27 protein-coding genes and 2 pseudogenes are annotated in these 23,822 nt (G+C 37.6%); 16 read left to right on the forward strand and 13 right to left on the reverse strand.

Annotated features, from left to right (window positions below):
* The first annotated feature begins 100 nt into the window (after positions 1 to 100).
* A complete protein-coding gene (locus tag ACFPU1_RS03180) occupies positions 101 to 658 on the forward strand; it encodes a hypothetical protein (RefSeq protein WP_385938529.1) in 558 nt (185 codons plus the stop codon).
* 263 nt (positions 659 to 921) lie between these two features.
* Here ACFPU1_RS03180 and ACFPU1_RS03185 read toward each other — a convergent pair whose 3' ends face one another.
* Positions 922 to 1,086 (reverse strand): hypothetical protein, encoded by a 165-nt coding sequence (locus ACFPU1_RS03185; RefSeq protein ID WP_157049822.1) that lies wholly within the window; start codon positions 1,084 to 1,086, stop codon positions 922 to 924.
* A gap of 162 nt (positions 1,087 to 1,248) precedes the next feature.
* Between ACFPU1_RS03185 and ACFPU1_RS03190 the strand changes: the two genes are divergently transcribed.
* The 12 genes and pseudogenes from ACFPU1_RS03190 to ACFPU1_RS03245 all read left to right on the forward strand — a co-directional run bounded on the left by ACFPU1_RS03190 (position 1,249) and on the right by ACFPU1_RS03245 (position 9,766).
* On the forward strand, positions 1,249 to 2,004 hold the full coding sequence (locus tag ACFPU1_RS03190) for a PAS domain S-box protein (protein WP_385938532.1): 756 nt from the start codon (positions 1,249 to 1,251) through the stop codon (positions 2,002 to 2,004).
* 590 nt (positions 2,005 to 2,594) lie between these two features.
* Positions 2,595 to 2,936: a type VII toxin-antitoxin system MntA family adenylyltransferase antitoxin gene (mntA, locus tag ACFPU1_RS03195; protein WP_385938535.1), complete on the forward strand. Its 342-nt coding sequence runs from the start codon at positions 2,595 to 2,597 to the stop codon at positions 2,934 to 2,936.
* A 46-nt stretch (positions 2,937 to 2,982) separates the two neighbouring features.
* Positions 2,983 to 3,108, forward strand: a pseudogene (locus tag ACFPU1_RS03200) (nucleotidyltransferase substrate binding protein); the annotation flags it as partial.
* A gap of 263 nt (positions 3,109 to 3,371) precedes the next feature.
* Positions 3,372 to 3,734 carry a YheC/YheD family protein gene (locus ACFPU1_RS03205; protein WP_385938538.1) on the forward strand — a complete coding sequence of 121 codons (363 nt, stop codon included), beginning with the start codon at positions 3,372 to 3,374 and terminating at the stop codon, positions 3,732 to 3,734.
* A gap of 298 nt (positions 3,735 to 4,032) precedes the next feature.
* Positions 4,033 to 4,236, forward strand: a complete 204-nt coding sequence (locus ACFPU1_RS03210) for a helix-turn-helix transcriptional regulator (RefSeq protein WP_385938541.1) — start codon at positions 4,033 to 4,035, stop codon at positions 4,234 to 4,236.
* 27 nt (positions 4,237 to 4,263) lie between these two features.
* Positions 4,264 to 4,653 carry a hypothetical protein gene (locus ACFPU1_RS03215; RefSeq protein WP_385938544.1) on the forward strand — a complete coding sequence of 130 codons (390 nt, stop codon included), beginning with the start codon at positions 4,264 to 4,266 and terminating at the stop codon, positions 4,651 to 4,653.
* A 262-nt stretch (positions 4,654 to 4,915) separates the two neighbouring features.
* A complete protein-coding gene (locus ACFPU1_RS03220) occupies positions 4,916 to 5,650 on the forward strand; it encodes a response regulator transcription factor (protein ID WP_385938547.1) in 735 nt (244 codons plus the stop codon).
* 6 nt (positions 5,651 to 5,656) lie between these two features.
* The gene (locus tag ACFPU1_RS03225) at positions 5,657 to 7,069 is read left to right on the forward strand and encodes a sensor histidine kinase (RefSeq protein WP_385938550.1); all 1,413 of its coding nucleotides are present in this window, start codon (positions 5,657 to 5,659) and stop codon (positions 7,067 to 7,069) included.
* Positions 7,070 to 7,186: 117 nt separating this feature from the next.
* Positions 7,187 to 7,318 (forward strand): PLD nuclease N-terminal domain-containing protein, encoded by a 132-nt coding sequence (locus ACFPU1_RS03230; protein WP_385940441.1) that lies wholly within the window; start codon positions 7,187 to 7,189, stop codon positions 7,316 to 7,318.
* A gap of 2 nt (positions 7,319 to 7,320) precedes the next feature.
* Positions 7,321 to 8,229 carry an ABC transporter ATP-binding protein gene (locus ACFPU1_RS03235; RefSeq protein ID WP_385938552.1) on the forward strand — a complete coding sequence of 303 codons (909 nt, stop codon included), beginning with the start codon at positions 7,321 to 7,323 and terminating at the stop codon, positions 8,227 to 8,229.
* Positions 8,226 to 9,005 (forward strand): ABC transporter permease, encoded by a 780-nt coding sequence (locus ACFPU1_RS03240; RefSeq protein ID WP_385938555.1) that lies wholly within the window; start codon positions 8,226 to 8,228, stop codon positions 9,003 to 9,005. Before ACFPU1_RS03235 ends, ACFPU1_RS03240 begins: the two co-directional genes overlap by 4 nt.
* Before the next feature lie 194 nt (positions 9,006 to 9,199).
* A complete protein-coding gene (locus ACFPU1_RS03245) occupies positions 9,200 to 9,766 on the forward strand; it encodes a DUF4256 domain-containing protein (protein ID WP_385938558.1) in 567 nt (188 codons plus the stop codon).
* 149 nt (positions 9,767 to 9,915) lie between these two features.
* Here the strand turns inward: ACFPU1_RS03245 and ACFPU1_RS03250 are convergent, their stop codons facing one another.
* The gene (locus tag ACFPU1_RS03250; RefSeq protein WP_385938561.1) at positions 9,916 to 10,566 is read right to left on the reverse strand and encodes a cupin domain-containing protein; all 651 of its coding nucleotides are present in this window, start codon (positions 10,564 to 10,566) and stop codon (positions 9,916 to 9,918) included.
* 438 nt (positions 10,567 to 11,004) lie between these two features.
* Here ACFPU1_RS03250 and ACFPU1_RS03255 point away from each other — a divergent pair, with 438 nt between their 5' ends.
* Both ACFPU1_RS03255 and ACFPU1_RS03260 read left to right on the forward strand, forming a co-directional pair.
* Positions 11,005 to 11,268, forward strand: a complete 264-nt coding sequence (locus ACFPU1_RS03255) for a hypothetical protein (RefSeq protein ID WP_385938564.1) — start codon at positions 11,005 to 11,007, stop codon at positions 11,266 to 11,268.
* A gap of 78 nt (positions 11,269 to 11,346) precedes the next feature.
* Positions 11,347 to 11,604 (forward strand): hypothetical protein, encoded by a 258-nt coding sequence (locus ACFPU1_RS03260; protein WP_385938567.1) that lies wholly within the window; start codon positions 11,347 to 11,349, stop codon positions 11,602 to 11,604.
* Between the two features lie 349 nt (positions 11,605 to 11,953).
* Here ACFPU1_RS03260 and ACFPU1_RS03265 read toward each other — a convergent pair whose 3' ends face one another.
* The gene (locus tag ACFPU1_RS03265; protein ID WP_385938570.1) at positions 11,954 to 12,253 is read right to left on the reverse strand and encodes a TIGR04104 family putative zinc finger protein; all 300 of its coding nucleotides are present in this window, start codon (positions 12,251 to 12,253) and stop codon (positions 11,954 to 11,956) included.
* A gap of 447 nt (positions 12,254 to 12,700) precedes the next feature.
* Positions 12,701 to 14,878, reverse strand: a complete 2,178-nt coding sequence (gene katG / locus ACFPU1_RS03270; protein WP_385938573.1) for a catalase/peroxidase HPI — start codon at positions 14,876 to 14,878, stop codon at positions 12,701 to 12,703.
* A 1,032-nt stretch (positions 14,879 to 15,910) separates the two neighbouring features.
* Here katG and ACFPU1_RS03275 point away from each other — a divergent pair.
* Complete coding sequence (locus ACFPU1_RS03275; RefSeq protein WP_385938575.1) at positions 15,911 to 16,171, forward strand: hypothetical protein; 261 nt, start codon at positions 15,911 to 15,913, stop codon at positions 16,169 to 16,171.
* A gap of 635 nt (positions 16,172 to 16,806) precedes the next feature.
* Here ACFPU1_RS03275 and ACFPU1_RS03280 read toward each other — a convergent pair.
* The 9 genes and pseudogenes from ACFPU1_RS03280 to ACFPU1_RS03320 all read right to left on the reverse strand — a co-directional run bounded on the left by ACFPU1_RS03280 (position 16,807) and on the right by ACFPU1_RS03320 (position 23,769).
* Positions 16,807 to 17,022 carry a hypothetical protein gene (locus ACFPU1_RS03280; protein ID WP_054636118.1) on the reverse strand — a complete coding sequence of 72 codons (216 nt, stop codon included), beginning with the start codon at positions 17,020 to 17,022 and terminating at the stop codon, positions 16,807 to 16,809.
* A gap of 73 nt (positions 17,023 to 17,095) precedes the next feature.
* The gene (locus ACFPU1_RS03285) at positions 17,096 to 17,323 is read right to left on the reverse strand and encodes a hypothetical protein (protein ID WP_385938578.1); all 228 of its coding nucleotides are present in this window, start codon (positions 17,321 to 17,323) and stop codon (positions 17,096 to 17,098) included.
* A 53-nt stretch (positions 17,324 to 17,376) separates the two neighbouring features.
* A complete protein-coding gene (locus ACFPU1_RS03290) occupies positions 17,377 to 17,688 on the reverse strand; it encodes a hypothetical protein (RefSeq protein WP_385938581.1) in 312 nt (103 codons plus the stop codon).
* A 2,422-nt stretch (positions 17,689 to 20,110) separates the two neighbouring features.
* Positions 20,111 to 20,268: pseudogene (locus ACFPU1_RS03295) on the reverse strand (IS3-like element ISBth8 family transposase); the annotation flags it as partial.
* A gap of 254 nt (positions 20,269 to 20,522) precedes the next feature.
* Positions 20,523 to 21,371 (reverse strand): malate synthase, encoded by an 849-nt coding sequence (locus tag ACFPU1_RS03300; RefSeq protein WP_385938584.1) that lies wholly within the window; start codon positions 21,369 to 21,371, stop codon positions 20,523 to 20,525.
* A 579-nt stretch (positions 21,372 to 21,950) separates the two neighbouring features.
* Complete coding sequence (locus ACFPU1_RS03305) at positions 21,951 to 22,187, reverse strand: hypothetical protein (RefSeq protein WP_385940443.1); 237 nt, start codon at positions 22,185 to 22,187, stop codon at positions 21,951 to 21,953.
* Positions 22,188 to 22,416: 229 nt separating this feature from the next.
* Positions 22,417 to 22,680, reverse strand: coding sequence for a hypothetical protein (locus tag ACFPU1_RS03310; protein WP_385938586.1), 264 nt, complete (start codon positions 22,678 to 22,680; stop codon positions 22,417 to 22,419).
* Positions 22,681 to 22,851: 171 nt separating this feature from the next.
* The gene (locus tag ACFPU1_RS03315) at positions 22,852 to 23,193 is read right to left on the reverse strand and encodes a YflT domain-containing protein (RefSeq protein WP_385938589.1); all 342 of its coding nucleotides are present in this window, start codon (positions 23,191 to 23,193) and stop codon (positions 22,852 to 22,854) included.
* Positions 23,194 to 23,271: 78 nt separating this feature from the next.
* Positions 23,272 to 23,769 (reverse strand): metal-dependent hydrolase, encoded by a 498-nt coding sequence (locus ACFPU1_RS03320; RefSeq protein ID WP_385938592.1) that lies wholly within the window; start codon positions 23,767 to 23,769, stop codon positions 23,272 to 23,274.
* Positions 23,770 to 23,822 lie beyond the last annotated feature (53 nt).

A 23,822-nucleotide genomic window follows, 5' to 3' on the forward strand; every position in this document is an offset into this window, starting at 1 on the left:
TATTTAAGAAAATAATGTATTAGTGGTTAAATAATTCCAAAAAATATGATAATGTAACACCATATTTTACAAAAATGCTTTTTAGAAAGGGGGTTTTTAATTGCGCGGCACCTATATCATCTTATCGCTGGCTGCGTCATTATCTCTTTTAGTCACTGCTTGTTCCCTCAATCCACTTACCAACGATATTAAAGTGAAAGAAGTAGACGTAAACATCATATCTGAAGACCATAAAATGTCTTTATATCACGGCCAGCCCGATACACAGGTTACACTATCCAAGCTTGAATACCGTATCTACCTTCAGGAAGGCTCCAAATCTTTACTTGAAAATCAATACACGCCTAGAATACTCCCCCTGGAGTCCCTTTACACCTTTGTTCGCGGGAGCGTGGGTCACAACATATTTAACGACGAAGAACAAATAGAGCAGGGCTTCTTTATCCCTGTAAAAGGTCCGATTAGAGAAAACGGAACCCTTGTTTACATACAGCAATACATACTAGGAACAGAGAACAGGACTTCTCAACTTTCAGGCTCGCCCGAGAAGGCAGAACTTGAAGCCTTAAGAGACTATGCAAAAGAGAGTCACTTTGTCATTTCAAATGATAGAGGTGATGATGTCTACCGGCTTGACCTTAGAGATTTTAAAGAGTAATCCATGCTTCTTTATGCCAAAAGTGGGAGTGAGCGAAAACTTAAAAAGGAACTAACACGGAATATAGTGTTTCAATAATGGGCGTATTGTTGAAGAAGGACACCATTCTAGTTTAAAAATAAAAATAATCATTATCTTTATTTAGTCAGTTATAATAACCAGTCGGTCCTAAAGGAAAATTAATTTTATGTAAGGTTATAAAAAAAATTCATAGAAAATATAGAAGAAAAAGCAAAAGCTGAGTCCATAAGACTCAGCTTTTATTAGTTTTCAAAATAAGGCTTGAGAACCTCAATTCCAACGTCGGCAAGGATTCTCTGTCCTTCAGTTGTTGGATGAATATCTCCCTCGATAATATAGTCTGCTTGATTTTCGTAAAATCCATTATATGCATCCGCAATGGAAATATTTTCGTGGTGCTCCTCCAATAGACTAAACTGTTTATTAATATCGGGCAATACCTCGGAGCAAATACCATGTAGGGGGTCATCATGAAACGGATTATAGACATTGTAAATAATGGAGAGCGAGGGTTCATCCCGTATTGTGTTATGCTAAGAGGCGTATCTTATTAATATAGGGGTGAAAAAATGTGTGATAGTATCTCAGATATAGACTATCGTCAAGTAATCGAATATTCCCTTGATCCGATTATTATTCATACAGACTATAAAATTCTTTATATAAACAGGGCTGCTGAGGATTTTTTTAGAACCGATAAACAAAGTGTTATCGGAGCAAGTCCACTAGATATCTTTCAAGAATCCTCGAAGGTTGCGATTAAGCAAAGAATTCAATCTGCTTACCAAGCTCCTGCAGCCGTTATTGAAGAAACTATATATAGAATGGACAAAACAACTGTAATGGTTGAATTATATTGTCATCCAGTTATGTTGGGGAACAACAATAAGGCAATTCAGACATATATACGGGATATTACGACCCGAAAAGAAAGCGAAAAAAAGCAGGACGAAATGATGAAGGAAATAAATGAATTATCCGCAACCATAGTGCCTATAATGAGCGATGTAGCAGTTCTTCCATTAGTAGGTAAGATAGGTTTGGAGAAGGCAAGGATTATCTTAGAAATTATACCGGAGAAAGTACAGGCTCAAAAACTCAATTATGTAATTATGGATTTCTCTGGGGTGTACGAGTTGGATGATATCGTGATTAATTATCTTTTTAAAATGAAACAAGTCTTATCTCTCCTTGGAGTACAGTCTATTATAACTGGTTTAAGACCTCAATTAGCTATAGAGGCAACAAAGTTAAACATTAATTTAACTGACATTCCTACAATGGCTACAGTAAAAGAGGCAATAGTTTATTTAGGAGTTAATTGAGAACAAAGGTAGGTGCATTTTATCCAAAATGCACATGCAAATCGTCCATAACATGGCTGGTTTATATTTAATTCCATCCTTTTGCGCCGAATATCTTCCTATTGGAGGGTAGCAACAACACAAGACCATTATAGGTTTGTATTTGGAATTTCACAATAATTTATTTAAATGATTCTTGGGCTCAAAAATTTTTCTATTCTACCAGTCAGACTTATAGGAAAGTGACATTTCAACTTTAAGAATAAAAGGAGACTTCTGTAGGGATCATAAGCAAAGTCCATCCTAGGATAACAGTGCTGTATAGTGTGTTGTAATGGGAGGGTGGTAGATTTAAAAATTATGGTAAAATTACCTTATAAAAAGTAGTTTGTAAGAAAGAAGCCATACAGGGTAGCAATACTCACCATATAGGAAGGGATCAGTTTTATGAGTATTTATCTGTAGGTTAATATTTTCCGAAAGCTCCCCTTGTTCGATTCATCACTCACATGCTTTATATGTTGGTTAGATGGGAATCTTATATAAGAGAACGGTAAAAAAAGAGGCCCTGCTTATAGGTAGTAAAAAACCACAAAAGGAGAAGATCCCTCATGACGTGGGCGACTCTTCAAAAAGAAGTCCTAGAAGAAGTAAAGACTCTTGTGACAAACCATATGAATAGGGAAGATGTTTGTATCTATTTGTTTGGTTCTTGGGCCAAAGGAGCGATACAACCAAGTTCAGATATTGATATAGCGGTTGACTATAAAGGTGCGCTGAAGGCAGGATGCTTAGCAAGCCTACAAGATAATCTTGAGGAGTCAACCATTCCTTATAACGTAGACGTGGTGGACCTTACAAAGGCAGATTCTTCATTTCGCACAAAAGTAATTAAGGAGGGGATCCTATGGAACGACTGCTTCAACGATTCGAAACCTCAGACAAAGCGTTAAAAACCTTAGAAGAAATCTATGCGTTTGATCATCCCAACCACTCGAGAGAGATGCCTTTATCCAACGGTTTGAATATACGTATGAAAGCATATGGAAATTAGGAAAACAATATTTACGAGATATTGAAGGAGTAGACTTAGGTTCCCCTAAAAGGGTTATTCGTTCGAGTTGAGAAGTAGGACTGTTAGATGAGGAAGAAACCATTCTGGCTCTTCACATGGTCAATGACCGAAACCTAACAATACAGACCTATAACGAGGAGCTAGCTGATGAGATCTTTCAAAAAATTCCTGGCTATACCAGACTGAAACTATCTCCAATATTAAAAGATACCTTCCTAAAACCATTTTATTTGATGAAAATAGCTTTGATGCATTATTTACTGAGCATAAAACCCTGTTTTTAAAACCGCGGTGGGGACACCTGGGAAAGAATGTGAAACAGAAAGCTTTGCCTCCTGCCAAGCTTACAAGGCTAATGAGAGAGCTCGAGCAAGTAAGCATAGAAGCAGCAGAATATTTAGATAGATTTGGAACCTTTGGCTTGCTCGGGGAGCTCAGCATAGATTTTGCGTTAGATAAAGAAAACAGACTCTGGATCATTGAAGCGAACGGTCAACCGCAGAAAAAGATAATAACGAAATTAGACGATGAAGATTCCACAATTAAGATATATAAAACACCTTTAGAATATGGTTACTATCTCTTTCAAAATTCATTAAACCATATTGAACAAATGGAAAAGTGGGTTAGGACCCGACCCACACAAAGAATAGACCTGCTTTTTTCAAGCCTGTAAATTATTAGAAGGAATCATTAAAGTAATATATAAAATTACTCAATACTATCACGGGGCGGAGCCAAGGACATATAAAGTCCTTGGCTTTTATAGTTATTAGGCTTGCTTATATTCATCCATTGCTTCCATTTGTTTTTCCATGTCTATCATATCTATAATCCTTGTTTGCATAAATGGTGTATTTTGAATGGATTTATGCCCCAATGGCGGCGGGCATTATAGAGTCTAGTGTAAAATAAACTTTACAGTAAAGTCTCCTTTACATTATCATAATGTATAGAGAGGAATGTGTGCTTATATGAAAAATAGAATGAAGCAATTAAGGCAAGAAAAAGGATTTTCTCAGGAACAAATGGCAGAAATGCTGGGTGTTTCGCGACAGACAATTATTTCAATTGAAAAGGAACGGTATAATCCTTCATTGCCTCTCGCTATTCAGATTGCACGTTGTTTTGACACCATTGTAGAAAGAGTATTTCTATTAGACGATGATGAAGGATAGCCATTTTTTCATTAGGAGGGGATTTTTATGCAAATGAGTAATAAAGCAGGGAGAATGTTTTTCTTAATCACCGGCTTTGTACTTTTGATTTACAGTGTGCTCATTTGTTATGCCAGCATATCAACTGGGAATTTCTTTGTTGGGCATGAACTGGTATTAGCAGGTACAACGCTTATGACTTTTTCTCTCTCATATCTCTATCCACAATTTAAAGAGAATGATGAACGGTCAAAAAGAATACGAGAAAGAGGAATGTTTTTTAGTTACTTCTTTATTCTAGGTTATATGATTATTCTCATGCCGCTTTTACAATTTGAACTTGTTACCTTAACTGGATATCAGTCGGTAAGTTTGCTAGCAGCATTAACAATCATTACTGTATTCTCTTCATTTGTTGTCTTGGCCAAACGCTACTGACCTGGCTGCTTTGGTTTGTGTGATACATAGGAGACAAGAGTCATGTATGAAAAAAGTAGCCAAGGATTGGTAAGATCCTTGGCTACCTTTTTTTGTGTTTGTAGATGTTATTACAATCCATTTTTAATACTTTTTTAATATTTACATAAGGCCTCCTTAAGATTTTTCTTAGAGAATAGGTATTGTTCACTCTTCCAATGATACAATATGAAAAAATAAAGGGTGCAGGATGAACGTTTAGTATCCGATTGGGGGTTGCCAGTTGAGCAGTTCGAACAAAAAAGAGGGATTATTGGAAATGAAAAAAGACCTGGTTCTCGTAGTTGAAGATGAGGTAGAGATCGGGGATCTAGTCAAAGATTATTTGTTATCAGAAGGATTTGAAGTCCTTATTGCAACGGATGGTGAGGAAGGTATTCGTTTGTTTCACAAGAGCAAACCCACGCTTATAGTCCTCGATATCATGCTTCCTGGACTAGACGGGATCGAAGTATTACGTATGATTCGGAAGGAATCCACTGCTCCGGTATTAATGATGACTGCCAAAAAAAGTGAAACGGATAAAATTATAGGGCTTGGTATCGGAGCAGACGATTACATCACCAAACCTTTTAGTCCCAGAGAATTAGTTGCCAGGATCAAGGCACAGCTGCGCAGGTACAAGTATTACGGAGATCCCTCTGAAGGAAGGCACACGCTCAGCTTTAATGAGTTGGAGATTGATGAGAAAGGGTTCACTGTCATGCTGGCAGGGGAGGATGTGAATCTATCCGCAAAAGAGTTTCAGCTTTTGAAATTTATGGCTACATATCCGGGACAAGTTTTTTCAAAATCGCAATTATACGATCAGATTTGGGGTTATAACCATTACGGTGATTTGAACACAGTAACGGTTTATATTCGAAAAATACGAGAGAAAATTGAGCCCGATCCTGCAGAACCAATTTATATCAAGACGGTTTGGGGCGTAGGCTACAAATTTGACGGGAGCGCATGATTCATCATGGGGATCAAGACACGATTAATTATCGCCTTTTCATCAATCATTCTTATTCCCATCCTGGTGATGGCGGTTCTCATGTTCCTGTACTCTGAGCGCCTAGAAGAAGCAGATCATATGGCGGATCAGACACTCTTGAAGATGATGAATGAAGTGCGAACGGAGGTATTCAGACACGCAGCATATATCGAGGATCGTAATGAGTTTTATACACGTATAGAACCTTTACTCAATGAGTATGAAATTGATCTGATGATTCGTGGTGAAGGGGAAGAAGAACTTTTTCACTCTCGTTTGTTCATTGAGGACGAATGGTCGGCAGGCATTATTCCTGACCTAAACCAGCTTGATTTCCAGGTTATGTTGGACACAGGTGAGGTATGGACCGTACTGGTAAAAGGACAAACGATGGGGACAGAACCTTTTCATACGTTGAATCAGGCGCTATCGCTCCTTTTATTTATTATAGGGTGCGGACTATTGACGCTATTTTGCCTTATCATAGGTTGGACGTGGTATATCTCAAGAACCGTTGTCATTCCCCTTAAACAGATTTATCAGGCGACGGAGGAAATTAGAGAGGGGAATTTTGATTACCCGCTTCCTTATGGAAAAAAAGATGAAATTGGACGCTTCATAAGCGGTTTCAATATGATGCGTCACTACCTTAAACAGTCCATTGATAAACAGCAGGAGTATGAACAGAACAGAAAGGCACTTGTTGCCAGTATTTCTCATGAATTACGCACACCCTTAGCTTCTATCAAAGGGTATGTGGAAGGACTGCAGGATGATATTGCCCGAGATGAGGAAACGAAGAGAAAATATTTGAATGTGATTGAAACCAAGACAAATCAGCTGGATCATTTGATTGAAGACCTGTTTGAGTTTTCAAAGATCAACGTGGAGCAAATGTCTGTGAAGAAAGAGGTTGTCAATAGTAGAAAACTTTTTACTCGAATTCTATATGCTGTGCAATTGGACCTAAAGGAGAAGCAGTTTACACTCGAGGTGAAAGGACAGCAAATTCCTTCTGAATATATTGCTGTTGACCAGGCACGGATTGAACAGGTAATGAGCAATTTGATTTATAACTCTCTAAAGTATGGTGCAGATCAAACGGAAGTTTCCTTCGATGTAGACGAAGAGACGGATCAACTGGTGGTTCAAGTCCAAGATAACGGATATGGTATTGCATCGGGAGATCTTCCTCATGTATTTGATCGGTTCTTTCGTGGTGAGCATTCAAAATCTGGAGACAATGGTGGCACAGGCTTAGGACTCGCCATTTCCAAATCCATCATCCAAGCTCATAACGGTCAAATTCATGTTGATAGTCAAGTTGGAAAAGGCAGTTATTTTACTTTTACTCTCCCACTGTGGGAAATAGAGGATAATGGTAAAGAAATAGAATAGATAGACATATAGGATAAAAGCAAGAGGAGAGGATAATCAGTGAGTGAGCTGATAAATGGTTTGAAAATGATTAATTGGCAACTGCTCGCACCAATAGTTGTCATTCAATTACTATTGATGATCACTGCGCTTGCAGATTGCCTCAAGAGGGATAAAACTAATGGCCCAAAATGGATGTGGATCTTGATTATTATTTTTGTCAACATATTAGGTCCTATCCTTTATTTTGTTATTGGAAGGAAGGATTAGCGATGTCATTAGTTACTGTGAATCAGTTAACAAAAAGTTATGGTAAGGAACATGCTGTACGTGACGTTTCTTTTGCCTTGGAAAATGGCAGGTGCACTGCCTTGCTTGGTCCCAACGGCGCAGGAAAAACCACAATTCTTAAAATGTTGTCAGGTCTATTGAAGCCTACGGATGGAACGATTCATTTTACTAAAACGAAGGCCAGGAAAGATAATAGGAAATACATCGGCTTCCTTCCTCAGCATCCTGTATTTTATGATTGGATGACTGGTCGTGAATTTTTAATGTATGCTGGGCGACTATCACACCTTTCATTTAATGAGGCGAAATTTCGAGCAGACGAGTTGTTAACTCGTGTTGGTATTGAAGAGGCGGGAAATCAACGCATAGGTAAATATTCGGGTGGCATGAAACAGAGGCTGGGAATTGCTCAGGCCATGATTCACCGGCCAGCTTTGCTAATGCTGGATGAGCCCGTATCTGCACTGGATCCTATTGGACGCCGTGAAATTTTGCAGATGATGAAAGATTTGAAAAAAGAAACCACATTGCTTTTTTCTACTCATATTCTGAACGATGCTGAAGAGGTTAGCGACGATGTACTAATTCTCAGGAAAGGATTGAAGGTTGCCGAAGGAAATATTCACGACCTACGCACTGAGCAACAAAAAGCCAAGATTCATGTTCAGGTGAAAGGTATGGCAGCTGATTGGTTACAAGAATGGCGGGCATGGGCTCAGGTTGAGGATATTGAGTTTGAGGATGATCTAGCAAAGATTCGTGTTAATGATCTCGAGCAGGCAAAAAAACTCATGTTGAAGAAGATTGTTCAGCAGGAAATTCCTCTTATCAGCTTTGAAGTTGCCCGGACTACATTGGAAGACCTGTTCATGGAGGTGGTGAATCAATGAACCAGTGGATCCAGCTCTGGAAAAAAGAATGCCTGGAAATGTGGAGAAATTTCAAATGGATATGGGTGCCGCTTGTTTTTATTATATTAGGTCTGACAGAACCATTATCTACATACTACATACCAGTTATAATGGAAAGTGTAGGTGGATTGCCTGAAGGAGCGGTTTTTGAAATGCCTATGCCTTCCCCAGGCGAAGTCCTGATAATGACTACATCGCAGTTCAATATGTTGGGCATCCTGGTAATTGTATTGGCTTCCATGGGATTGATTTCATCAGAAAGACGTAGTGGAGTGGCTGGACTTATTCTGGTCAGGCCTGTTCCCCATGCATCTTATGTAACAGCAAAATGGGCAGGAATGATAGTGCTGGGGTGGTTATCATTATTTTTGGGGTATTTGGCCAGTTGGTATTATACTAACCTCTTGTTTGGATCCCTTTCGTTTGGGGTCATGTTAAACAGCTTCCTCCTTTACGGGCTCTGGTTTACTTTTATTATTACATTGACCGTATTTTTTAATGCCCTTTTCAAGGTTTCTGGTCTTGTCGCATTTGCGGCTCTTACCTCGGTCATCGGGCTTTCAATCACTACAAGTGTTCTTGAACAATGGATGACATGGAGCCCGGCAATGGCGTTGGACCTTGTAGGAACGATGGCAATGGAAGGCCGATTAGATACAAGCTTCGCTCTCGTCTTAGTTGTAACATTAGTGTCGGTCATTGCTTTGTTAGCTGCGGCCAGCTATGTGTTGAAGAATAAAGAGATGGCCAGTTAATAATCTTGAGGGATAGTAGATCGTACATAATACCTGAAACGGTTGTATTTGATTCCTCATAACAGTAGAGAGTTTGATTGCTGAAAGGAAGAGTCGTTTCTTTCTTAAATGCTAGTGGAGCAGATTATTACTTGTTTCCACTAGTTCCAGACTATTTCTTATAATATCAGGAGCACAAACAAGGAGGGCTTACTATGACAAAGAAAAAGAGGGAGTTGTCACTGGAAGAACGCGAAGAACTACTTAGCACTTTGAAATCCCGTTTTGAAAAAAATATGAACAGGCATAAAGATCTTGAATGGACGAAAGTTCAAGCCAGACTAGAAGAAAATCCTGAAAAACTATGGTCACTCAATGAAATGGAAGTAACTAGCGGTGAACCGGATGTAGTAGGTCAGGATAAAAAAACAGGCGAATTCATATTTTATGATTGTACAACAGAAAGTCCTAAAGGTCGCAGAAGTGTTTGTTACGACCAGGAAGCGCTGGAATCAAGAAAAAAACACAAACCAGAAAATAATGCTATTGATATGGCAACTTCCATGGGCATTGAACTTTTAACAGAAGAACAATACCGGTATTTGCAGAAACTTGGAAATTTCGATATGAAAACCTCCAGCTGGGTACAGACACCTGCTAGCATTAGAAGACTTGGCGGTGCCATCTTTTGTGACCGCCGCTACGATCATGTTTTTGTGTACCACAATGGTGCTGAATCCTATTATGCTGCCAGAGGTTTTCGTGGCTCGCTAAGGGTCTGAATGTTGTATGTACTAAGATGAAAATTGAGGAGGATGAATGCTATTATGATCCCTATATAGCATTCATTTTTTATAAATAAGGGAATTCGCTTTGAATTAACATTGTTCAAAACGAATTCTATATTATCTACATGTGTTTAAGAGAGAGTCTATGTTCTATTGCCATAACTATTGCTTTGTGTCCAATAGTAAGAAGGCAAACCAGAGGAGTGTTGGTAGGGGTGGGAATACTGAAGGGATGTTTGTTGCTTGTTCGAGTATCCTTCCTTGTTACAGTCTGTATAAGGGCCTATATACGTACTTGGTTTTACAGGTGCAGTTACGTTTTTCCATTCCTGCTGATCCATGCAATAGGTATGAGCCATTATGTTAGCGGGGGTAAATTTTAAAAGGTCAGAACCAAGAATCACTTCAGGAGTATGTGCGTCAAAAATGGCTAACAGGTGAGTATTATTCATAGTTGCTATTTCGTAATGCCACCACCCCTGTGGAACATTTGTTACTTGACCTGGCGTTATAGAATACGTCTGTAGCTGTTTTGTAAATGGATTTAACATGGAAACATTGGCAGCCCCGGAGATGCAATAAACAAGTTCAGCTGCATTTTGATGGTAATGAGGTTCAACCACATTACCATTGCTTAAGAAGATGTCAAGAAGTGAGACATTTTCCAAAGTATTTAATTGGTTAACTCCTAAGACGTTTATATAATTATTGGGATCTTTCTTAAACAAGTGGCTGGTATTGACATCAAATGTATACTGAGCTGTTGGTGACGTGTAATCAATAGGAGACGACACTTCCTTTCTTCCCTTCTTTCATAATATTTTAAGAACCTAGGCCATCATATGAATAGGCAAATAAAACAGTGATAAGTGTTTTACTAAGGACAAGGTAAGGGAGCACCTTTGAAAAAAGTAAGGAGCATGCTATTTTCACTTGATAAAAAATGCGGGGTTCTCAGTCTTTGAAACTGAAAAATTCAATGAAACGAAGAAGGAAGGGATCCCGTACACTCTGTAGGGGGGTATTTACAATTATAGTAATATTACTCATATTAAGGGTATTTCATTTACTTCAGCAGCCAGTTTTTACTTGGATTAAGTGTATGGGTACGTTCACTCTTTACAATTCATCCTCAGGTAGAACAAATCTTTTTATTAGAACTAAAGGAAGTGCAAGGAGTGGGTAATGGTATTGTGATAGCTAAACAGGCAGGAAAAAGAGGAGATTGTTGAATGAGTGAAGAGAGAAAAGAACTCTATTTCTATATGGTGCTAGGGTATACCGGTCTTTTTCTTATGGGTCTTGCCACAATGAGATATATAGCTGTGTTACAAGATGGGCAGGGGCAGGTAATATCTATGTTTGGATTCCTGCTTACCGTCGCATATATTAAGCATATGGAAAAAAGACTTAGCATTAGAAAAAAAGTAATTGTTTTAACTAATATAATTTTTACAGCTGGGTTTTCTATAGTCTCATTTGTTCTTTATTTTTGATTAAAAGAAGGTAGAGTGTTTAATCAGTCAAACGTTTATGGCCGAGTATGGATCCCGAACTTTCATAGGAGCGATAGAATGAGAAATCTAAGAGGGTTAACAATGAATGTGCTAGGCGTGTTTTTCGAGGAAGATCCTCCCTCACAAAAGATCAGTCGGTCGTCAAAGAAAGCAACTTCATTAACTTGTTTATTTTTTGCTGCAGCGTTGTTCATTGATGCTATTCTCAATATATTTTTATATAATGTTATCCTGTCTTCTTCCTTTGTTATCCTTGTTTTCGGGTTATTACTCTTCTTTGGGTGTGATTATACAATATCCAGAAAAGAGAGTTAAGAGATCCTCTATAAGATTTATTACCTTATTTGGGAGGAAATGAAAACAAGCCCTGGAGAATCCCAAGGCTTGTACTCTTTCAATAAGCTTAAAATTGAAATAAAAACATATACAGTACAAGAAGTCCGACGGTAGATATAGAGGAAATCGTTATTATCTTACGGTCTTTCTTTCTAACTCCAACTAAAACCATAATAATGGCTAAAAGCAATAGAATAGTAATGAAAATTTTCATTTATGTACCCCTCCAGCACGCATTTGCTCTGAGTGTAACATACATATCTTCAGCTGAAATAAAACAGCATTAGATGTCGAAGAATGCTCACCTTTTAAAACTTCAACTTATTTTTCAAATTATTGATTCTTCCATGTTTGATACCTTAGTAAGGAAGGGTGATATCAGAATCATGGACACACCAATTAATAACATGATGACAATCGTTAAGTACCCTAAAGGAAAAACCATATTCAACACCATGGGTGAGAGGGTGAAAAGTGACATGACAAACGACAATTTTTTTGTCTTAGCTGTAGGATACTGTTTTGCATTACAGTAAGGGCAAATCAGGGCAGTATTTTTTATGGAAAAACTTCCTTTTAGCGTTTCTTTCCATGCCCACTTTGCGTAACAGTTTTGACAAGTTGGCATTTTATACCTCCTCTAAGAAAATAACTCAAATATATACTCAGACAAAGTGTATCATAAGCCCTTCAATATATTATTAAAAAAACTATGGCCGAGAAATATAATAGCTGCAGGTATCACATGATCGTAAAAAAAACAAAAGAAAAGGGCGGTAAAATGAAACAGAGTAAGAGGAAGCGATTTTTTATAATAGGGGTTTTGTCGATTTCACTCTTGTCACTATTTTTTGTTACTCCTATTTTCAGTTACAACGGTTATCTACAAACCAAGAATGAATGTATAGAAAATAATAAAACGATAGAGGAAGACCAGGTAGGGTTGTTGGGTTTTAGTTGGTCTATCACTTGTAAGGAAAAGTAGAGAGCGGGGGAGTTGTAAAAAAACCCCTCTTACATGAGCGGTTCGTATGTAAGAGGGGGGAGTACAATCTATTAACATTCAGCAATCATTCTAGTTAAGGTCAAAACGATCGGCATTCATCATCTTAACCCAGACATCGATAAAGTCTTTCACAAACTTCTCTTTGTTGTCGTCTTGCGCATATACTTCTGCAACGGCACGCAGAATAGAGTTGGAACCAAATGCGAGGTCCACTCTTGAAGCAGTCCGAACAACCTCACCTGTTTTGCGGTCACGGCCTTCATAAATGAGGCTGTCTACAGGCTTCCACTCAATTCCCATGTCCAGAAGGTTCACAAAGAAGTCATTCGTAAGTGTTCCGACACGGTCGGTAAAGACGCCATGCTTTGTGCCGCCGTAATTAGTTCCCAACACACGCATCCCGCCGACAAGGACCGTCATTTCTGGAGCTGACAAGTCTAACAGCTGTGCCTTGTCTACTAAGAGTTCTTCTGGGCTGACACTATACTCTTTCTTCTGGTAGTTTCGGAAACCATCCGCGAAAGGTTCTAGCACTTCAAAGTTCTCTACATCCGTCTGCTCTTGGGTAGCATCGCCTCGTCCTGGTGTAAACGGAACGATCACGTCAACTCCTGCATCCCTTGCCGCTTTCTCCACTGCCGCCGTTCCGCCTAATACAATCAAATCGGCGAGACTGACATTCTTATCAAGCTGGCTTTGCAGGCCTTCTAACACGTTCAGCACTTTAGAAAGCTTTTCAGGTTCATTGACTTCCCAGTCCTTTTGAGGGGAAAGGCGAATACGTGCTCCATTCGCACCACCACGCATATCAGAACCACGGAAGGTACTTGCTGAAGCCCATGCTGTAGTGACAAGTTCGCTCACTGTAAGGTCAGTTTCAAGTATTTTCTTTTTCAGTTCTTCAATTTCTGCCTCTGTTAACTTGTAGTCTACAGCTGGAACAGGGTCCTGCCAGATAAATTCTTCATCTGGAACTTCCGGTCCAAGATAACGGTCACGAGGACCCATGTCACGGTGAAGAAGCTTGAACCAAGCACGCGCAAATGCATCAGCAAACTCATCCGGGTTTTCATGGAAACGACGGGAAATCTTTTCATAATCAGGATCCATTCGCATGGCCATGTCCGCTGTGGTCATCATAGTAGGAACACGTTTGGATGAATCTGCTGCATCTGGAGCCATATGTTCCTCATCCTGATCAACAGGCTTCCACTGATGAGCACCTGCCGGACTCTTGGTCAGCTCCCATTCATATCCGAATAAAAGATCAAAATAGCTGTTATCCCATGTTGTCGGAGTTGGTGTCCATGCCCCTTCGATTCCGCTTGTGATGGTATAAGGGCCATGACCAGTGCCATGTGTGCTCTTCCAGCCAAAGCCTTGCTCTTCAATAAGAGATCCTTCTGGTTCTGCACCTACAAGGTCAGCGTTTCCTGCACCGTGTGCCTTCCCAAACGTATGACCACCGGCTGTAAGGGCTACAGTTTCTTCATCGTTCATTCCCATCCGTCCAAATGTTTCACGAATATCCTGGGCACTTCTAACAGGATCAGGTTCCCCGTTTGGACCTTCAGGATTTACATAGATTAAGCCCATTTGCACGGCAGCCAGAGGATTCTCAAGCTCTCGGTCGCCAGAGTAGCGGTTATCCCCAAGCCACTCTGTTTCAGGACCCCAATTGACATCCTCTTCCGGGTGCCAGATGTCTTCTCGACCGGCTCCAAAGCCAATAGTCTTCCCACCCATGGATTCAATTGCTACATTCCCAGCTAAAACAAGAAGATCAGCCCAGGAGATCTTGTTGCCATATTTCTGTTTTATAGGCCACAGCAGTCGACGGGCCTTATCAAGGTTACCATTATCCGGCCAGCTGTTTAGAGGCGCAAAACGCTGCGAACCGCTGCCACCGCCTCCGCGGCCATCTCCCATGCGGTAAGTACCAGCTGAATGCCATGACATACGAATAAAGAATGGGCCGTAATGACCGTAGTCGGCAGGCCACCAATCTTGACTGTCTGTCATGAGATTTAGAAGATCCTTTTTCAGAGCTTGATAGTCCAGCTTTTTAAACTCCTCTGCATAATCAAAATCTTCTCCCAGTGGGTTTGTCTTCGTATCATGCTGATGAAGAATGTTTAAATTCAGCTGATTTGGCCACCAGTCTTTGTTTGTCGTTCCGCTGGAGGAATTTCTCGTAGAACTTCCATGTGAAAACGGACATTTTTCCATGTTTTCATTGTCTTTCATTATAAACGTTTCCCCTCTCTATTTTGAATTTACAAAATGAACAACCTTCCTACTTCCTATTTATGAAACTATATTACGGAAGTAATATTCATTATTACATTGTAATTATAATAAATTATTTCTTTAATTAAAAACAATATGCTTTAAAAATACTTAAAAATTACTCAGGTAGGAAATAGACAGTTATTAAATGACTCCAGGAGGTATTTTTAGAGCAGAGCAGAGGAGAGGGAAGGGAACAAGAAGATCTGTAAACATTTATAGAAAATATCATCCTTATGATATGGTGAAGTGATTAACTGTATGACCTATTGTATGGAGTCTTTCTTTCTACTTGAAAGAAGGAGAAAAGAAGAAGGAGTTATTCGGACTTAAAAGGATAGTGAGCAGAAATTAGTATCAATTTCTTCTCTATACCCCTCACATTCTTTGTAAAACTTATTCAATAATTCACACTTCCTCTTAGTAAATTCACTAAGGAATGACAGTGAGCCCACGACGCCTCAAAAAAGAGTTCATTCGAAATTTCTAAAACAAACCGAACAGACGAAGCAGCTTAAACAAATGCTTCGTAGTAAGGAATAAACCTTTTTCTAAAAGCATATAATCAATAAACGAAGAGTTCATCCATAGGTGGTGAACTTTTTTAATTATAAAAAAGTAAGCTAAGTGTGAAATCAATGGTAATAGCCTAATAAAGTGCAAAATAGCTGTCATCGGTGGGTAGCGGTATAAAAGAGAAGGATAGTGGGAGTATGATCCTTGCTATTACTAAGTAGGAGAGGGCGCATTTACAAAACGTAATCATTACGATATAATAGGAGTGAATATCGTAATGATTACGATTGCGATTAAAATTCGGATTAACAGTAGTATTCAGGTGATGCATTGAATAATAGTAGGAACTTAACCTATAAAATTTCCAATAGCATGTGACTGCGTTCATAAATACAGATGGGCAGAAATACAAATAGAAAACAAGGAAGTAACGCGTACTACTTTTAATAAAAAAAGAAAGTGGTTTGGTATTAAATGAATAACCGATTGCATTTAAAAAATTTCTTTGAGTTGCATGTAAAAGAGAATAAGAGATATTGCTTCACTGTGAAAAACACCATTCATTTGATGGACAGCCAATTTATAATTAATGAAATATTAGACAGTTCTCCAGAAGAGCTAGAAGATATTAAAAAGATAATCGAAGACAGGAAAATCGACGAAGAGAGTATCCATCAGTTTTTAAGCCACCTTGCAATCCTTTATTCGGTGGGAAATCAAAAAAAGAGCAGCTAAAAAATCACTTCATTCTATGCACTAGAGAAATATGATGAAAGCAGGCGAGTCAGATGGCCACTCATAAAAGAGCATATGATTCCTCTGCATGCAGCTTCAGCGAACATTCTGGAAAATAGGGGTATAATAAAAAGGGAATCCATGCTATGGACTCTCTTTTTTCTTTATCTTTTGCAACGTTATCATATTTGTAAGATAAGCCATTGAAAAGAGGAGGATGATGAAAAGAAAATTCGCTTCTTTTTCCTGGTTATAGGGACCAAAAATGTATCGTGTACTTACCCAAAAAACGCACCCGCTTTTTGATCAATAAATTATTACTGGGGTAAGTGAACGGAATAGAAAAATAAAAGATGGTAATTTCTCAATTGATGGGAAGACAATCAATAAGATTCGGTGAGTTGTCAACCATGCGGCTCACTAGAAAGGAGCTTTTTCTTCTTTCTGTAACTCTCTATGTAATTTAATGCCCTGCTTATGAAAAGTAAAATGCTGACTTATAATGTGGTAATAATTGCTGTCTTTTCACTTTGAACCTTTACTATTACATTAATTAAGGAGAGGAAACCCAATAGAAACAAAAATAACCTCCTCACAGACAACCAATGCATGACTTTCAAGGCAATCAAGTTTGTTTATATCACTCTGACAACTATATTGATAGCACCGATCAAAAAAACAATCCCTCCTACAATCCTAGAGATCGTATAGCGGCTAACTTTTATTCCGAGCCATCGTCCTTGATCTCCCTCTTCTTCAACAAATCCATAAATTAAAAAAGGGGTCTTGCCGCTCCAAATAATAATGCCCAGAATGATTGCAAAGATGTATGCATAGATACTCAAATCCATAGGAGTCCTCCTAAGGTTATTTCAAATTTACTAATCAAGTAGAACTGATTCATAGTATATTTAGTAAAATTTATTAAATGATGTAAATACCAAGTCCTATTAATCCAACACCGAACACTATTACAAAAATTTTAGCAACTATTGGAGGAAAGACTTTAAATATAGGAGTTAAAACAACATCAATGAGTGGATCATGACTGGCCCCTAAATGTTCTTCTCTGTATTTCTTTAACTTAAATATTGCTGAATAAAGAACAAAGGCTCCCCATACAACAAATACCCCGCCTAAAAAATATTCCATTATGGTTCCCCACTTTCACTCTTTAAAATAATGTAACGATATATTGGTATTTTCTATTGATTTTTTTTCTTGGCAGCTGCTACTTCTTGTTTTGCAGTATTTTTATAAGTGATTTGTTTTTTCACTTTTGCACTATTTAATAGAATTGGAATCATCATAAGCCAGATAAAAAGTAAACTTAAACCAAGTGCAAATAGGATAGTATTGCCAATCCCCGGTATGTTTTTAACCTCTAGAAAATACGTAGGATTGACGTGACTTAATATTGAGGAGAGACCTGCAGCAATAAAATACCCAAAGGAGTCAAAGAAAAAGCATGCTACAACAAATAAATAAAATAGAGAGATTACATAAAGAACTGCCATAACCTCCACCTTTCATAAATTAATAAAAAAGATAGATCCCATAAATACATATCAGGAAGTGGACATAGGTAACTCCTGGAAGAGGTTCAGCTTAAGCTGAGCATATGATAATACTAAAAGAATATACAAAGTACCCTTACCTCAATAAGAGGTCTAATTTAAATAAGAAATGCATTTCTCTCTTTGTTTTACCATTAGAGTGTTAATATAATTCTTTTAGTTATAATAATAAGCAGATAGTTCTTTTTCCCAAGGAGGAGAACTTACTTGATTCATACACCGAATTGCAGTTACGGAAGCCTAAGAGGGAAGGGGGAAGTGGCGCGATACAAAAAAACTCAGATTTATTGATCTTTTCTATAGCGATCCTTATCAGTTAAGCCAAACAACTCATGAAGAACAACACTCACAAACGTAACTGCTGCTAATATGAAAAAGGTCCCTAGCGGCAGGTTAAAGGTAAATATCATAACGGAGAAAATGAGAAGTATAATGTTTTTCACATTATATTTCAACAAAGACCTTTTACGGTTTTTCTTTGGGATCAGATATACCTTTTTTGTGTTCTTTTATTGTTTTATTGTTAGGATTATAAATCCCACAACAACCAAAGAAACTTAAAAATTCATCTAACTTCCTCCCATAGGATGCTAGTATAGTCTATAACAATAGTAAAAACACTTATTCAAAAATCCTTTTTCGTCTTCATATACATAGTGAAGCCGAAAGGTTTTTCCGTGTTTCACCATCCGCGATAAATCCATTCTTTTGTTTGTCTGGAATCAACGAGGATGTACTTCCAATCCCTAACCTCATTAATACGTTAGAATGTTAGATAACTTAAAGGATTATAATCTTGTTCTTGGAAAGCAGCTATGAAGGAGTAACTTTTGAAAAGTATTGAAGAGACAGGTTTTATACTACAGATATCGATATCACGGCGGTTAATAAAGCGTTGATAAATGAAAATATAAAGTAATAAATTGATGATTTGAGGGTGTGAAAATGAATTACAAATTGTACGAATGGATAGGATACTTTATTGTATTATCTGGTCTTATTTTACAGTTAGTGACTGAATCTAATACCTATTACATAAGTCTTGTTATTATGTTTGTCGGTTGTATTATTTGCTTTTCTGCATTTATTTTCAGAAAAATAAAGTGTAAAAAAGAAGGGTGAATTTAAGTATTCAAGGATAACCTTTTATAGGTATCCTTGATGAACTTATTAGAACGTTTCGTAGTTTTTTATTCTATCCGGTTCTAACGGAGAGGGAAAAGATAGCACCGGAGAATTAAAGACTTATTTTTTTAAAAAAAATGTTGACACGAGGGGCAGATTATTTCAACGGTGAACCTTGCGTGACCGACTCCTTTCGTGTGGGCCGTTGTGGGGGGGCGGAGCTATTCCATCCTGCTTATATTGGGCGTAGATAAGCTCTCAAATGACTGTCTTGAACACATGGGGTGTTGACGTATTTGAGGTGTCTACAAAAGAGGAGTTGGAGATTTTTTAAAGAAAGAACTATTAGAAAAAGGATCGTTTCTCGAAGGGTGGAATCTTTCATACCATCCTATGACCAACCAAACGATTGTTTATCAAATGCCATACACTTTGTCTACGTACCGGGGAGTGTTTGGAGGAAAATAACAATACTCAAGGGGGAAGAACTCATGAGCCAAAAATTATCCTAACTTAAATTATAAGGAAGTCATTCTGGGATTTGAATTTGAAAATAACCATTCACGGTGGTTAACCCAGAAGGAAATATGTGATGGAGTGATTTGGGCTTACAATAACAAAGGCAGCCGCTTTATCATAGGAAAAACTGAGCCCTGGTCACTCAAACCGTGATTCCTACGGCAGGAGGAAAAATGTAATAAAAGGAACCCTTAATCAGGCCTAATACAAATAAGTTACATAATGACAAGGGTGGAAGATGACCGGTAGTTAGGATGGTTAAATTGATTTTTCTAGTTTACATAATATATATTATAGGAAGTTAAATAATTGTTTGTTTTCATGTCTCATTAAAGTAGTAATCTTAGGATATTGAGACAGAATTTAAAAATTTGTTTTAGTAAAGCTACTTTCTAACCTACTTTCTAAATAAAATTTTCCTTGTTTAAGTAACGATTTTTTATTTTTTACACTTTTTATTGAGGTTTTAACTTTTTTGTTATTATCGTGAACTTAGTTGCAGGCCTTTAAATATCGTTGACTTTTTCTAAATGGAGCCTCAGCTAAAACAGCTCTTTGTTATTCTGCTTACTTGATCTCAATAAATCATCTCAATAAATCTTATAATACAATTGTTTTATTCTTGCTATTACCCTTTAAATCCTATCTTTGCATCCCCTCTTATTGTTGCATAAATAAGAAACATTCCTATTTAACCCTCTTACATGGTTTTACATTTCTTCTTGTTCCATTGACCTCGCTTATCATCAAAGGATTCCTCATTCTGAACTTTCTTTACCCACTCAGCAATCTGGGCATCACTCTACTTTCAAAACGTTCACGGAGTCATCTGTAAGACCATCCCTCTTCCATCTTCAAACGAACCACTTCACGCATTAAACCCTTTGTATATGCTTTAAAGGTTTATTTTTTCCACAGAAAAATCCCCTCCAGGTAGACGATTAAGAACATAATATCATGCTCTCTTTTTTTCATGTCTACCTAAAGGGGATAAATCAAACAGTTCAGTTCTCATATATACAAAACTGGTTAGTGATTTATTAGCAAACAGTGCCCTGACACTGTTTGTATTGGTGAATAGTAGGAACATGTGTAAGTCCCTGCCATTCTTATTATCTTTGGGCTTGTGTCTATATACGCATTAATGCACCATTAGGCTTTGGTAAATCTTGTTCTGTTAACTGATTCATTTTACAAAAATGTTCAAAGAATTGTTGTGCCAGCTCTCGGTCTTTTGAGTTATCTTTTAACGCAACTATATCAAGCAAAATTTGTGCCATCAATGAATTTTCAAAATAACGGTATTTACCTGTCTTCCATGTCATTTTATGGGGGGATTTTTCATTTGCATAATATTTCCAGAAATACATTTGCTCCGATTCTTGTTCTGTAAGTAGGAGTTTGTATTTTGAATGAGCAGGAATATATCCATCTTCACAAAGCTTACCAATAAAATCTTCATTCACCATATAAACACCTAAAATACGTCTGTCTTTTTCACTGGAATCTACTGCTGTTAACAGGACAGCGCTATTTTGGTGCAAGCGGATAGGTTTGTTTGGGTTCCCTTTGTTATTACCGCTTTTTACTTCGCCTGCAAAAACCTTCCACTCTGACAAAGAACTCTTCTGTTCTTCTGAGTCACACCAAAACACCATTTGTGATTCGGAATGAAGTTTATGATTTTTCATAAGTTTATTATGTTCCAAGCGCAGTTCCTGATTTTTTCGTTGTAATTTTCTTTCCTCTTCCTTCTTCCATTCTTCCTTCTTTCGTTCGTTTTCCTTTTTTTGTATAATTTCATCAAGTGAATTAGCATCACTTTTGTCATGCAGTTTTAGGTGCTTTCCAAATACATCGGGGAAAACGAACTTTTTATTTTCCGATGCGAAATGTATTTCTATAATAGTGTCATTATGTTTAACGATACTACCCATACCAAAATGCTTGTGGGTAACTTTCTTATTGATTAGATTCATTATTCAAGTCCTCCTTGTAGACACGTATCCATAATTTTATTTGCAGAAAAATACAGCGAAATTCAGAATACGATTGAAAAAACAATAGCAAGACTATTATAACATTTTTTTGAAAAAATCACAAATTTATTATTGACAACATATTTTATCATAAGTTAAAATAAAGTTTTGCACTATCCTTACCCTTAAGATAGCAATAAAGAAGGCCTCCCAAAGGGCACAAAAATCAGGACATCCGCAAGAAAAAAAGAATGTGGATAGGAAAATCATTAATAATTCCCACCAAGCTATATTTCAAAGAATATAAATAATGCACTAAAAACAATGAAAGAAAGAAGTGCATGACAGCTCCAAGTTGTTCCATATAGGAGACTATACGGCCGCCATTGATAGAACCTTATTTATTCGATAATAAATAACTCCCACAGAAATGTTTCTGGAATTCCATGAGTATCTGAAAAGTGTTATATCTGACAAACAAATAAATAGACCAAAATAAAATGGAAGAGGCTGTCCCATAAGTCTCTTCCTTTTATTTTAGTGACTGTATGTTAAGTTAATTGCTGGATAGCAACTTTCTTATTTGGACTGCTTCACACTAAGCACGGTGACTGTACCTAAGATGACCACCATTCCAAGAAGTTGAATGGTAGTAAGTAGAAAGCCAAATAATGAAGCTGTCACCGGCTCTACCATGGCGACCATCGAAGCAGTTGTGAGAGCAGTCCACCGAATACCTATCACATAGAATATAAATGAAATTCCAGCCCCTGCGATCCCTAATAGAAGAAACCATCCTATATCACTTGATGTCATCACACTAAGCTGCTTCCCCATTGTCCGCAAAAAGAAAAAGGAGGAGACAAAACGAAAAAAAGGCGATGGTTAATGTGGTCTGCGGCTTTCCGATAGAAGAAGCATTTTTAAACCCGAATATAAACAATGCATAAGAAAGGCCAGCAGCAAGCCCAGCTGCCACTCCTAAAAAACTTACTGAAATTGAGTCAGTGTTGTAGGCGCCTGTAAGCAGTATAATCCCCATAACTTAATTGTATAATGGTTTTATTTTATCTAAGTCCTCTATTAATTGCTCTATTTCTTTATTTGTTAAAAATACTGGCATTTGATCATATAGGGTTAAAACTTGCCGGTCGCTTTCATTTTGGTGTTTAGACAAAAAATTATAAAGTGTAGTAAATTGATTTACTCTTAGTGTGGATTGGGTGGTAAAATATTTGATCTCTTGCAACGTAAACTCATTCATTTTTTCATCAAACTCACCTGCAATTATGTTACCTTGTATCTTCATATCATCACCCCCCATAATTAAGGTTTTACCTTACAAGTTTTATACTAATACTTTCCCCTCAATATATTCCTTTATCATTACATATAAAAAACCTGAATAATGGACGCTTTTAAAGCGCCCTTATCCAGGTTACTTTTCAATATAAGTGTAGCTTTCTAAAGAACTTCACACTTAAAGATTTGCATCTGGTCCTTCATCTTTTACAACAACCAGTATTTTACCTTCATCAAGTTCTTCCTCTAGTTCATTTGCTTCTGCTTCATCAATTCCCATTTCCTGCATTTTTGCTCTCAGTTCATCACCTTTTTTTCTAAAAAGGTTTTTCACTGTAGTATCTAATCCAGTCTCTGTAGTACCAACTGTATTTGCATCCGTTTCATCTGCAAGCTGATTAGTATGCTGTTTATCATGGGAAAGGACATAGATATTGTTTTCATTTATTCCCTGGCTTTTTAACGATTCAACTTTTTCCATAACTTCTTCATCTGTGCGTAGCAATGTGTGTGTACTCAAATAAATCGCCTCCTCGAAGTTAATTCGTTTCAGAAATAGAATTACCCCGTTGGTAGAAGGTTAAAACTAACTTGAACATTACAAATAAGTAACAGCAAAATAAACCACCCAAAGTGTAAGAAGTACAGCAATACTCCCTTCTCCTACCGTTGAGCCTGTTTTAGTGAAAAAAGGAAAACGAACTGGAAATTTAATTGGAAAAAATAAATGAACTCCTCGAGAAGTCATCATATCAAGAAGCAAATGACTTGCTATCCCAACTAACAGACCTGTTTGAACTGCAAGCCCCCACTCCCCTTCTATTGATTGAGTAAAGAAATAAATAATAAATAAAAACAGAAAGCTGTGTGTAAAGGTCCGGTGTCCAAACGTTTTGCTAATAATGGTGGCAATCAGGGGCAGCCTTCTCCCTATCCAGGACCTCGGGCTGCAGATATCAGGCAATAATCCGCCTGCAATGCTGCTAGCCAAATAAACGCCACCTACTGTTGCTATATCAGTAAAAGATAATGGACTGATTGTATAATAGGCAGTGGCAGCTGCAGTGGCTCCTATTAAGTGTGTTCCTAATCTCATATATGTACCATCCTTGTTTAAGTTAACATAATTATATTATGGTGAATTCTATA

Origin of the sequence: Thalassorhabdus alkalitolerans (assembly GCF_042656525.1) — a bacterium.
Taxonomy (GTDB): Bacteria; Bacillota; Bacilli; order Bacillales; family Marinococcaceae; genus Thalassorhabdus; species Thalassorhabdus alkalitolerans.